Source organism: Brevundimonas sp. UBA7534 (assembly GCF_002479325.1).
Taxonomy (GTDB): Bacteria; Pseudomonadota; Alphaproteobacteria; order Caulobacterales; family Caulobacteraceae; genus Brevundimonas.
The window spans coordinates 1-11,455 of the sequence record NZ_DLMO01000100.1; the positions used below are offsets into that span (position 1 = coordinate 1).

At 69.3% G+C, this 11,455-nt stretch carries 13 protein-coding genes and 1 other RNA gene; 5 read left to right on the top strand and 9 right to left on the bottom strand.

The features are described from left to right. Positions 1-86: 86 nt before the first annotated feature. The 8 genes from B2U11_RS07495 to B2U11_RS07525 all read right to left on the bottom strand — a co-directional run bounded on the left by B2U11_RS07495 (position 87) and on the right by B2U11_RS07525 (position 3,504). Positions 87-548, bottom strand: coding sequence for an MFS transporter (locus tag B2U11_RS07495; RefSeq protein ID WP_292070888.1), 462 nt, complete (start codon positions 546-548; stop codon positions 87-89). Between the two features lie 53 nt (positions 549-601). Continuing rightward, the gene (locus B2U11_RS07500; protein ID WP_414632949.1) at positions 602-1,450 is read right to left on the bottom strand and encodes a TIGR00282 family metallophosphoesterase; all 849 of its coding nucleotides are present in this window, start codon (positions 1,448-1,450) and stop codon (positions 602-604) included. Further along, positions 1,420-1,818 (bottom strand): PIN domain-containing protein, encoded by a 399-nt coding sequence (locus B2U11_RS07505; RefSeq protein ID WP_292070890.1) that lies wholly within the window; start codon positions 1,816-1,818, stop codon positions 1,420-1,422. Before B2U11_RS07505 ends, B2U11_RS07500 begins: the two co-directional genes overlap by 31 nt. 11 nt (positions 1,819-1,829) lie before the next feature. Further along, positions 1,830-2,063, bottom strand: coding sequence for a type II toxin-antitoxin system VapB family antitoxin (gene vapB, locus B2U11_RS07510; protein WP_292070891.1), 234 nt, complete (start codon positions 2,061-2,063; stop codon positions 1,830-1,832). Positions 2,064-2,094: 31 nt separating this feature from the next. Next, positions 2,095-2,649: a 5-formyltetrahydrofolate cyclo-ligase gene (locus B2U11_RS07515; RefSeq protein WP_292070892.1), complete on the bottom strand. Its 555-nt coding sequence runs from the start codon at positions 2,647-2,649 to the stop codon at positions 2,095-2,097. 63 nt (positions 2,650-2,712) lie between these two features. Further along, positions 2,713-2,874: non-coding RNA, 6S RNA (gene ssrS / locus B2U11_RS15810), on the bottom strand. Between the two features lie 73 nt (positions 2,875-2,947). Continuing rightward, the gene (locus B2U11_RS07520; protein WP_292070893.1) at positions 2,948-3,253 is read right to left on the bottom strand and encodes a cell division protein ZapA; all 306 of its coding nucleotides are present in this window, start codon (positions 3,251-3,253) and stop codon (positions 2,948-2,950) included. After that, positions 3,253-3,504 carry a hypothetical protein gene (locus B2U11_RS07525; RefSeq protein WP_292070894.1) on the bottom strand — a complete coding sequence of 84 codons (252 nt, stop codon included), beginning with the start codon at positions 3,502-3,504 and terminating at the stop codon, positions 3,253-3,255. Before B2U11_RS07525 ends, B2U11_RS07520 begins: the two co-directional genes overlap by 1 nt. A gap of 96 nt (positions 3,505-3,600) precedes the next feature. Here B2U11_RS07525 and tkt point away from each other — a divergent pair, with 96 nt between their 5' ends. Both tkt and purT read left to right on the top strand, forming a co-directional pair. After that, positions 3,601-5,592, top strand: coding sequence for a transketolase (gene tkt, locus B2U11_RS07530; RefSeq protein WP_292070895.1), 1,992 nt, complete (start codon positions 3,601-3,603; stop codon positions 5,590-5,592). Positions 5,593-5,769: 177 nt separating this feature from the next. Next, entirely contained in the window at positions 5,770-6,966 is a 1,197-nt protein-coding gene (gene purT, locus B2U11_RS07535) for a formate-dependent phosphoribosylglycinamide formyltransferase (protein WP_292070896.1), read from the top strand. Positions 6,967-7,158: 192 nt separating this feature from the next. Here the strand turns inward: purT and B2U11_RS07540 are convergent, their stop codons facing one another. Beyond that, positions 7,159-8,442, bottom strand: coding sequence for a S41 family peptidase (locus tag B2U11_RS07540; protein WP_292070897.1), 1,284 nt, complete (start codon positions 8,440-8,442; stop codon positions 7,159-7,161). 109 nt (positions 8,443-8,551) lie between these two features. Between B2U11_RS07540 and B2U11_RS07545 the strand changes: the two genes are divergently transcribed. From B2U11_RS07545 to carB, 3 genes are all read left to right on the top strand, one after another. Beyond that, positions 8,552-9,250 carry an HAD family hydrolase gene (locus tag B2U11_RS07545; protein WP_292070898.1) on the top strand — a complete coding sequence of 233 codons (699 nt, stop codon included), beginning with the start codon at positions 8,552-8,554 and terminating at the stop codon, positions 9,248-9,250. A 78-nt stretch (positions 9,251-9,328) separates the two neighbouring features. Then, on the top strand, positions 9,329-9,691 hold the full coding sequence (locus B2U11_RS07550; RefSeq protein WP_292070899.1) for a hypothetical protein: 363 nt from the start codon (positions 9,329-9,331) through the stop codon (positions 9,689-9,691). A 25-nt stretch (positions 9,692-9,716) separates the two neighbouring features. Next, positions 9,717-11,455 (top strand): carbamoyl-phosphate synthase large subunit (gene carB / locus B2U11_RS07555; RefSeq protein ID WP_292070900.1); only part of this gene is annotated, 1,739 nt, incomplete at its 3' end.

The following is an 11,455-nucleotide window of genomic DNA, read 5'->3' on the forward strand; positions in this document are numbered from 1 at the left end:
TCGTCGTGGATGCGGAACACGAACGGCAGGACGCCGACCGCCAGGATCGCGGCCAGGGCGCCGTAGCGGGCCCCGTCCTGCATCAGCTAGCCTCCGACAAGGGCCGCTCCGACCATGTTTCCCAAAGGATAGCTGACGCCCATCACCGCCGACAGGCGCCCCCGCGCCGTCACTGGCACGCGGTCGGCGAACAGGGCCAGGAGCGCCGCCAGCAGGGCGTTGAACCCGATCTGGAACAGCACCACCCCCGCCGTCAGCGCCGCGCCCGTGGTCGCCGTCGCGATCACCGCATAGGCCGCCAGCACCCCCGCGACCCCGCCCGCCATCCAGGGCCGCCGGCGTCCCAGGCGCGAGCGCGTGCGGTCGCTCAGCACCCCGGCCACGACGTTGGAGACCGCCGCCGTGATCGCCCCCCAGAACAGGGCGGTGCTCAGAATGGCTTCCTTGGCCTCGGCGTCGATCGCCTCGGCCCGCAAGGGGACCAGCATTCCCAGAAGCGGCGCCATGGCGATGAAGGCCGCCAGATAGGCGACGCCAAGTCCGATCATGAACGCTGGCGACGGCGCCGTTCCATCCCGCATGACGCCCTCCCGGCGTGGCGTCAGACCACCGGCACCGCTTGGCTCAGCCTTCCGCCGACGCGGATCGGCTCGACGCGCGTGGCCAGGCCGGTGCGGTCGTCGGTTTCGACGAAGACGCCGCACACCGTCGCCGGGCCCGAGGCGGGAGTGTAGCGGCCGCCGGAGATGCGGGTGGTGAAGCGGCGCAGCGGCTCGTCCTTCTCGTTGCCGATGACGCTGTCGTAGTCGCAGCAGCCGCCGGCGTCGGTCTGATAGGCCGTGCCGCCGGGCAGGATCTGGCAGTCGGCGGTCGGGACGTGGGTATGGGTGCCCACGACCAGGCTGGCGCGTCCGTCGCAGAAGTGGCCCATGGCCATCTTCTCCGAGGTCGCCTCGCAATGCATGTCGACGATAACCGCGTCGGCCACGGCGCCCAGGGGGGCGGCGGCCAGTTCGCGCTCGACCGCGCCGAAGGGATCGTCCATCGGGTCCATGTGCACCCGCCCCAGCACGTTCATCACCAGGACGGTGCGGCCGCTGTCGGTCTCGAACAGGTTGGCCCCGGCGCCCGGCGCGTCCATCAGGCGCGGATAGTTGGCCGGCCGGATCAGCCGCGGCTCGCGCACGATGTAGGTCAGGGCCTCGCGCTGGTCCCAGCTGTGGTTGCCCAGGGTCAGGCAGTCCGCGCCCGCCATGAACAGTTCGCGCGCCGTATTCTCGGTGATGCCGAACCCACCCGCCGCGTTCTCGGCGTTGACCACCACGAAGTCGAGCTTCAGGTCGCGCTTCAGGCCCGGAAGATGGTCGCTGATCCCGTCACGGCCGGACTTGCCGATGACGTCGCCGAAGAAGGCCAGTCTCAAATCATGTCCTCCGCCCAGTCCTGGCATCGCAGGGCTGGGACGCGTTGGAACTCCGCCAGATTGCCGGTCAACAGCAACAGTCCGCGACTGCGCGCATGAGCCGCGATCAGGGTGTCGTAGGCGCCGATCGGCGTCCCTGCCCGACGCAGATGAACCGTGATTTCGGCGGCATGGGCCGCAGCGGCGTCATCGAAATCCAGCAAGGTCAGACGTTCGGCGAAATCCTCGACCTCGGTTCTGTGATGGTCCGGTCGCGACGACAACCGCGCGCCCTGCAACAGTTCCATCAAGACCACAGAAGAGAGGCACAGTCTGTCGGCGTTAAGCTTGAACTGTTCCCGCAAAGCGCCCGAGCGATCACGCAGCGCGCGAACGCAGACGCTGGTGTCCAGCATGATTTCCAGCATCAGTCGAACGAGATCGTCGTGTCGTCCACGGGATCGACGGGCTCTTCGATGTCGATGCCCGGGCGGTCGAAGAAGTCGTCCCACATGGCGTTGGCCGGCACGAGAAGCAGTCCTCGGCCCTCCTTGATGACGCGGAGTTCCTTGACGTCTTCGGGAAAGGCGGCGGCCTTGGGCAGACGGACCGCCTGGGATCGGTTCGACTTGAAGACCGTGGCTTTCAGGGGCGCGCTCATGGTCGGAGAATGATGGACGGCCTGGAATATGTCAACGGGATATGCCAACTGTCGCATACCCCGCCTCGGTTAGGACGCCGTCCAGGCGCACGTCGTGCGGATCGAGCGCCAGCCGCTCGACGGCCTGTCCCGCATAGGCGAAACCGATCCTCACGGCGTCCGGACGGGCGGCGAAGGTGCGATCATAGTAGCCGCCGCCCTGCCCCAGGCGCCCGCCTTGCGCGTCGAAGGCCAGCAGGGGCGTGACGACCAGGTCGGGATCGACGACCTCGGCCAGCGGCAGCGGCGCGGGACACCCGGCCACATCCAACTCCAGCGGGTCGCCGAACGACCAGGCGCGAAAGATCATCGGGGCGGCGCGTTCCAGAACCACGGGCAGACACAGCCGGCGCCCGGCCGCTTCCAGCGCCATCGCCAGGGCGTCGGTGTCCAGTTCCGATCCCATGGCGCGATAAAGGGCCACCACCTGACCGGGCGGCAGCCGTCCGGCGTGACCGGCCGCGCGCGCGGCCGCGGTCGGATCGGCCTGGGCCAGCCGCTTTCGTCGGGCGCGAGCGGCTGATCTCAACTCATGCTTGTCGGACATGACGGGGGCGTTCTAGCCGCGCGCGACCGCGTCGCCAGCGGTAGCGCTCAAAAGGGAAAGGGTGGCGGCGCCGCGTGAACCGTGAAGGGCGGTTTAAATCCTCTCGACCTGGGTAGCCAGGTGGGCTCCGTGTGCCCGGGCCCTCGAGCCCAAACAGGGACAGATCCCTTCGAGTGAATTAAGGTCGCGAGGAAATGTTGCCTTCGACGAGGGCCGCAGCAGGACCCGCCGTCGCGCAAGATAGGCGTTCGCCGCCTCGCGCGCCAGAGCGCCATGCACGATCAGACGCGCTGGGTCGTCAGACGCTCTGGGCGATCTTCTCGATCCGGGCGGCCACGGCGTTCAGCGCCTCGGCCACGCCGTCGGAAGGCGCAGCGGCGAGCGCGGCCGAAATCTTGCCGCCCTTCGCTTCCTGCAGTTCGTCGGCCAGGATCAGCGCCGACATCAAAAACAGCCGCAGATCACCGACATTGCCCACGCTGTCGGCCACCGCGCGGACCTGGGCGTCGAACTGCCGGGCCAGGGCGCGCACGCGGTCCTCCTGGCCATCGGCGCAGCCGACGGCGTAGGGCCGCCCGTTCACCTCGACCGTCACCGTGGCCATCAGTCGGCCCCTTCCGTTTCGGCCAGCACCTCCCGCACCGCCTCGGCGGCGCGGGCCAGGGCCTGAGACGCCTCGCGCCCTGCCGCCTCAAGCTCGGCCACGCGTGCGGCCTCGGGCCGGGGTGCGAACAGGTCGTCGTCCGGTATCGGCGGCGCCGAGGCCGGGCGCGCCTTCAGGTCCAGGATCTTGCGTTCCAGTTCGGCCAGGGCCCGGTCGATGCGGGCCCGTGCGGCCGTGGTGGCGTCGGCCATCGGTCGCTCCTTCAGATTCCGTATAGAACCCGAGGACGCGTCGGGGTAAAGGCGGCGCGCCCCTGTTTTTCCGCCTTCCGACGAAAGGTCTCCGCCGTGACCGACGCCAAAGCCGCACCCAAGGCCACGCCCGAGCAGATGGCCAACGCCATCCGCGTCCTCGCCATGGACGGGGTCGAGAAGGCCAAGTCCGGCCATCCGGGCATGCCGATGGGCATGGCCGACGTGGCGACGGTGCTGTTTTCCAAGTTCCTGAAGTTCGACGCGAGCCGCCCCGACTGGGCCGACCGCGACCGCTTCATCCTGTCGGCGGGCCACGGCTCGATGCTGATCTACGCCCTTTTGCACCTGACCGGCTACAAGGCGGCGACCAAGGAGGAACTGTCCAACTTCCGTCAGTGGGGATCGAAGACCGCAGGCCACCCGGAATACGGCCACATGCCCGGCGTCGAGGTCACGACCGGCCCGCTGGGCCAGGGGCTGGCGACGTCGGTGGGCTTCGCCCTGGCCGAGCGTCATCTGGCGGCGAAGTACGGCGAGGATCTGGTCGATCACCGCACCTGGGTGATCGCGGGCGACGGCTGCCTGATGGAGGGCGTGTCGCAGGAAGCCATCGCCCTGGCCGGCCGGCTGAAGCTGTCGAAGCTGACCGTGCTGTGGGACGACAACGAGATCACCATCGACGGCAAGGTGTCGCTGTCGGACGCCACCGATCAGAAGGCGCGCTTCAAGGCCGCCGGCTGGGCCGTGCGCGTCATCGACGGCCACTCGATGAGCGAGATCAAGGCCGCGCTGAAGTGGGCCACGCGCCAGGACAAGCCGACGCTGATCGCCTGCAAGACTAAGATCGGCAAGGGCGCCGCCACCATGGAAGGCAGCCACAAGACGCACGGCGCGGCCCTGGGCGCCGCCGAGATCGCGGCCACGCGGCTTGGTCTGGCCTGGGACCACGATCCGTTCGAAATGCCCGAGACCATCCTGTCGGCCTGGCGCAAGGTCGGCCGTCGCGGCGCCAAGGACCGCAAGGCCTGGGAGGCGCGTCTGGCCGCCTCGGCCCAGGCGACGGACTTCACTCGCGCGATGAAGGGCGACCTGCCGGAAGGCGCCTTCGACGCCCTGAACGCCAAGATCGCCGAACTGGTCGAGACCCAACCCGCCCAGGCCACCCGCCAGTCGTCCGGCGCCGCGCTGGAACAGGTGTTCGCCGCCATCCCCGAACTGGTCGGCGGCTCGGCCGACCTGACGGGATCGAACAACACCTTCGTCAAGGACACGCCGATCCTGGACGCGCCGACCTATGAAGGGCGCTACGTCAACTGGGGCATCCGCGAGTTCGGCATGGCCGCGGCGATGAACGGCCTGGCCCTGCATGGCGGTGTCATCCCCTATGGCGGCACCTTCATGGTGTTCTCGGACTACAGCCGGCCGGCCATCCGCCTGGGCGCCCTGATGGGCGTGCGGGCGATCCATGTCCTGACCCACGATTCGATCGGCCTGGGCGAGGACGGCCCCACCCACCAGCCGGTCGAGCACCTGGCCGCCCTGCGCGCCATTCCGAACCTGCTGGTCTTCCGCCCCGCCGACACGGTCGAGGCCATGGAATGCTGGAAGGTCGCGCTGGAAACGAAGACCGCCCCCTCGGCCCTGGCCCTGTCTCGCCAGAAGACCCCGGCGGTCCGCACGGTCGCGTCTTCGGAAAACCTGTCGGCCAAGGGCGCCTATGAGATCAAGGCCGCGAACGGAGAGGCCAAGGTCACCCTGTTCGGCACGGGCACGGAACTGGCGCTGGCGCTGAAGGCGGCCGAGACCCTGGAAGCCGAAGGGACGCCGACCCGCGTCGTCTCCGTCCCCTGCTTCGAACTGTTCGAACAGCAGGACGCCGCCTACCAGGCCTCGCTCATCGGCCGCGGCACGGTGCGCGTGGCGGTGGAAGCCGCCATCAAGCAGGGCTGGGAGCGTTTCATCGGCGAGGACGGCGCCTTCGTCGGCATGAGCGGCTTCGGCGCCTCGGCCCCGGCTGAGGTGCTCTATGAGAAGTTCGGCATCACGGCCGAAGCGGTGGTCGCGGCGGCCAAGGCGCGGCTTTAATCTTCGTCATCCTCCGGCAAGCCGCGAAGCGGCGCAGATCGGGGGACCCAGCGGCGCGCGAGAGCGCGAACCTGTCACGAACGCCGCCGCTGGTGCTGTTGAACCATTTCGCCTTCGGCGCCGCTGGGTCCCCCGGTCTCGCTGCGCTCGCCGGAGGAGGACGAAAGGAAGACGTCGATGAAACTCGGCACCCCGCTTTCCGACAGCGCCGTTCGCGTGATGCTGCTGGGCTCCGGCGAACTCGGCAAGGAGGTCGCCATCGAGCTCCAACGTCTGGGCGTCGAGGTCATCGCCGTCGACCGCTATCCCAACGCCCCGGCCATGCAGGTCGCGCACCGCAGTCACGTCATCCCGATGACGGACGCCCAGGTGTTGAACGGCGTCATCCTGGCCGAGGCGCCGCATATCATCGTCCCCGAGATCGAGGCCATCGCCACCGATGTCCTGGCCGGCATCGAGGCCGCCGGCCTGGCCCGCGTCATCCCCACCGCGCGCGCCACCCAGCTGACCATGAACCGCGAGGGCATCCGCCGCCTGGCCGCCGAGGAGTTGGGCCTTCCCACCAGCCCCTACGCCTTCGCCGGCAGCGCGATGGAACTGGGCGAGGCTGCCGCGCGCATCGGCCTGCCGGTCTTCGTCAAGCCGGTCATGTCGTCCTCAGGCAAGGGCCAGTCGATGATCGACGCCCTGGAGGACGCCCCCAACGCCTGGGCCTACGCCCAATCCGGCGGCCGCGTCGACACCGCCCGCGTCATCGTCGAGGGCCGCATCGACTTCGATTTCGAGATCACCCTGCTGACCGTACGGTCGCTGGGCGCCAACGGCCAGGTCCGCACCGACTTCTGCGCCCCCATCGGCCACCGTCAGGTCAAGGGCGACTATGTCGAGAGCTGGCAGCCCCAGGCCATGACGCCCGCCGCCCTGAAATCCGCCCAGGACATCGCCGGCAAGGTGACGGATGCCCTGGGCGGCCTGGGGGTCTTCGGCGTGGAGCTGTTCGTCAAGGGCGACCAGGTCTGGTTCTCCGAGGTCTCGCCTCGCCCGCACGACACCGGCCTGGTCACCCTGGCCACCCAGACGATGAGCGAATTCGCCCTGCACGCCCGCGCCATCCTGGGCCTGCCGGTCGACGTGACCCAGCGCGAACCGGGCGCCAGCGCCGTCATCTATGGCGGCGTGGAGGCGCAAGGCGTCGCCTTCGAAGGCGTCGCGGAGGCCCTCTCGGTCCCGACCGCCGACCTGCGACTGTTCGGCAAGCCGGAGAGTTTCGAGCGACGGCGCATGGGCGTGGCGACCGCGCGCGGCGCGACCGTGGAACAAGCCCGCGAACGGGCGCGCGAAGCCGCGGGCCGGGTCCGGCCGGTCGTCGGCTGACGTCCATTCGACGTTCAGTCTAACGTCGTCCTTCCGGGGCGTCCGTGAGGACGAACCCGGAACCCAGGAGGCGAGCCTCCAGAGTCGAACCCGGCCTGTAGCGTGACTGAAGCCCTGGGTTCCGGGTTCTTCGCTACGCTCAGCCCCGGAATGACGGGCTAGGCATGCCCAGGCCCCTGCATGTCGATAGACCTAGCGATCCAAGACGGCTGCGGCTGCGGCCGTCGAGCCCACCCCCTCCAGCGCCGCGATGGCGGCGGCTAAGGTCGGGTCATCGCCCGACCGGCGTTGGGCCAGGGTGCGCGGCGCCGGCACGTCGGGCGTCACGCCCCGTTTTTCCAGCCGCACCCCGCCCCGAGTGACGAAGTCCGACCGGCTCAGCGTCAGCCGACCGCCGTCCGGCAGGTCCGTATCCTGGGCGATCAGGACCGAACCGCCCGTCGTCTCCCCGACCACCAGACCGCGCCCGGCTTCCTGAAGGGCCGCGGGGGTCAGCTCGGCGGCGCTGCGGCTGGCCCGGTCCACCAAGACGGCGACCGGATTGGCCACCGGTCCGTCGTGATCGCCGCAATCCCCATCGGCGCGGAGCACGATGGCGCGTCCGGATCGGGTGGTGCGCGTCGCCCACGCCTGTCCGCGCGGCAGAAAGCAGGTCAGCACCGACTCCGCCTCCCACAGGCGACCGCCGGGATTGGCGCGCAGATCCAGGATCACGTCCACCTCCGGGGCCAATCCGTCCAGCTGGCTTCCGACCCAGCGACCCAGCCCCTCGTCGAACTGCTCGACCGTCAGGACCAGGACGCGCGGCCGCGAGCGGTCGGCCACGAACGGCTGCGGCCCGTCCATCAGGCGCGGCGTCACCGTCACGTCGCGGCGCGCGCCGGTCTCGTCGGTCAGGGCCAGCTGGACCGGCCGGCCGTCGAACACCTCAACGTCGGCGCCCCAGGCCCGGCCGTCCAGGGTGTTCAGGGTCCAGCCGATCTGCACGCCGGCGGCCTCGGCGGGCGATCCGGGCCGCACCCGCTCCACCGTCCAGACGTCGCGCTGCTCTCCCGCCATCAGGGTCAGCCCCATGACGGCGCGGCGCTGGTACTGGCGGTCCTGGCGACGCACGGCGGCTGGCGGACTGGCGCCCGCGTGGCCGTCGTCCAGCAGGTCCAGCATCTCGTTCAACACATGATAGAGCGCGCGGTCGTCGGCGGCGGCCAGCGCCTGCGGCCGGAACCGCTCGCGCGCCGCGCGCCAGTCCACGCCATGAAGGCTCGGATCGTAATAGCCGCGCCGCACTTCGTCCCAGACGCGGTCGAAGACGCGCCGGTTCATGCGCGCGCGGTCCGGGTCGATCGGCGCGGCCTCGGCGGAGGCTGCGGCCGATACGGCGACGGCCTGCCGCGTCGCCGCCGACGAAGGCGCCGTCGTCAGCGCCAGCCCGATCAGGACGACGCCCAACAGCCCACGATGCGCTGCCCGGTTCATGACGACGTTCTCGGCAATATCGGCGGGCGCATCAAGTCGCGTCGTCGAGCCGCGCTTGCTTCGGCGCGCGGGCGGCGTCAAACAGCCCCTCCCCGTCCCCGGAGCGACCATGCCGATCACCACCGTGGGTCTCGATGCCGACGACACCCTGTGGCACAACGAGACCATCTTCCGTCTGACCCACGCCCGCTTCGTCGACCTGCTGGACGACCACGGCGACGCCGACACGATCGAGGCCCGACTGGCGGAGATCGAGCGCCGCAACCTTCGGCTCTACGGCTATGGGATCAAGGGCTTCACCCTGTCGATGATCGAGACGGCCATGGAACTGTGCGACGGCGGCGCCCCGCCCGAGGTGGTGCGCGAAATCCTGGCCGCCGGCCGCGAGATGCTGGCCCATCCGGTCGAGACCCTGCCCGGCGTTGACGAGGTGGTCGCCCAGCTTTCCGAAAAATACCGGCTGGTCCTGATCACCAAGGGGGACCTGCTCGACCAGGAGCGCAAGCTGGCGGCTTCGGGCCTGGGCGAACGCTTCAGCGCCGTCGAGATCGTTTCGGAAAAGGACCGCGGGACATACGAGCGCGTCTTCGCCCGCCACGGCACCGGCGCCGCCGAAGCCGTCATGGCCGGCAACTCCATGAAATCGGACGTGCTTCCGGCGATCGAGGCCGGCGCCTTCGGCGTCCACATCCCCTACCACGTCACCTGGGCCCACGAACTGGCGGACGCGCCCGAGGGTCACCCTCGCTACGTCTCCCTCAGCCGCATCGGCGAACTGCCCGACTGGATCGCCGCGATCGACGCATAAGCTCTTGCCCCCCCGGTCCGCCCTCTCTAAACGGGCCGCTTAACCGACAACCCAATGTGAACGTCACATGGCGCCGCCATGAGGGCGCTTCTCGCGCGCGCGACGACCGAAGGATCGCACAGCCTCTTGAACGCCTCCGACATCAGTCACGACGAACGCGACGCCATGGTGCGCGCGGCGCTGGCCGAACAGGGCGACAGCGGCGTGACGCCGCGCCATACGCTGTTTTACTTCTACGGCGAGGGCGACCACGGCGACCTGAACGAGGTCGCCCGCCGCGCCGGCTTCCTGACGCGCGGCGCCGACGACATGACGGTGCTCGAGACGACGATGGCGGTGGACGAGGCGTCCTTCGCCGCCACCTCCGCCATGATGCAGACCTGGGCCGCGGCCTTCCAGCTGGACTACGACGGCTGGGAATGCGCGGTCGTGACCCATTAGCGTTCAATAAGAAGAAGAGCTGGCGATGCCCAAGCGCACAGACATCAAGTCCATCCTCATCATCGGCGCCGGCCCGATCGTCATCGGCCAGGCGTGCGAGTTCGACTATTCCGGCGTCCAGGCGTGCAAGGCGCTGAAGGCCGAAGGCTACCGGGTCATCCTGGTCAACTCGAACCCCGCCACAATCATGACCGACCCGGAGGTGGCCGACGCCACCTATATCGAGCCGATCACGCCCGAGATGGTCGAGAAGATCATCCTCAAGGAAAAGCCCGACGCGCTCCTGCCCACCATGGGCGGCCAGACGGCGCTGAACACGGCCCTGGCCCTGCATGAGTCAGGGGCGTTGGCGAAGCACGGGGTCGAGATGATCGGCGCCAAGGCCGAGGTCATCGACAAGGCCGAGGACCGCCAGAAGTTCCGCGACGCCATGGACAAGCTGGGTCTGGAAAGCCCCCGCTCGAAGGCCGCCCATTCGATGGAAGAGGCGCTGGAGGGGCTGGAGTTCGTCGGCCTGCCCGCCGTCATTCGCCCGTCCTTCACCCTGGCCGGCACCGGCGGCGGCATCGCCTATAACCGTGAGGAGTTCGAGGAGATCGTCCTGCGCGGCCTCGATCTGTCGCCGACGACCGAGGTGCTGATCGAGGAATCGGTGCTGGGCTGGAAGGAGTACGAGATGGAGGTCGTCCGCGACACGGCGGACAACTGCATCATCATCTGCTCCATCGAGAACGTCGACCCGATGGGCGTCCACACGGGCGACTCCATCACCGTCGCCCCGGCCCTGACGCTGACCGACAAGGAATATCAGCGGATGCGGACCGGCTCGATCAACGTCCTGCGCGAAATCGGCGTCGAGACCGGCGGATCGAACGTGCAGTGGGCGATCAATCCCGCCGACGGCCGCATGGTCGTGATCGAGATGAACCCGCGCGTGTCGCGGTCCTCGGCCCTGGCGTCCAAGGCCACCGGCTTCCCCATCGCCAAGGTCGCGGCGCGTCTGGCGGTCGGCTACACCCTGGACGAACTGCAGAACGACATCACCCAGGTCACGCCGGCGTCGTTCGAGCCGTCCATCGACTACGTCGTCACCAAGATCCCGCGCTTCGCCTTCGAGAAATATCCGGGGTCGGAGCCCCTGCTGGGCACCTCGATGAAGTCGGTGGGCGAGGTCATGGCCATCGGCCGCACCTTCCAGGAATCCATGCAGAAGGCCCTGCGCGGGCTTGAGACCGGCCTGTCCGGCTTCGACGAGATCGAGATCGACGGCGTGGCCGGGGCCGAGGACGAAACGGCGCGCAACGCCGTGATCCGCGCGCTGGGCGTCCCGACGCCCGACCGCATCCGCGTCATCGCCCAGGCCTTCCGCCATGGCCTGACGGTCGAGGAGGTCGCGGCCGCCTGCGCCTACGAACCGTGGTTCCTGCGCCAGATCGCCGACATCGTGCGCGAGGAAGGCCATGTCCGCGTCAAGGGCCTGCCGACTGACCCGACCGAGTTCCGCCGCCTGAAGGCCAAGGGTTTCTCGGACGCCCGCCTGGCGCAACTGACCGGACAGACCGAGAAGACCGTCCGCGCCGCCCGCCGCGCCCTGAAGGTGCGCCCGGTGTTCAAACGCATCGACACCTGCGCGGCCGAGTTCGCCAGCGCCACCGCCTATATGTATTCGACCTATGAGACCGGCGCGCTCGGCCAAATCCCCGAGTGCGAGTCCGAGCCGTCGGACAGGAAGAAGGCCATCATCCTGGGCGGCGGTCCGAACCG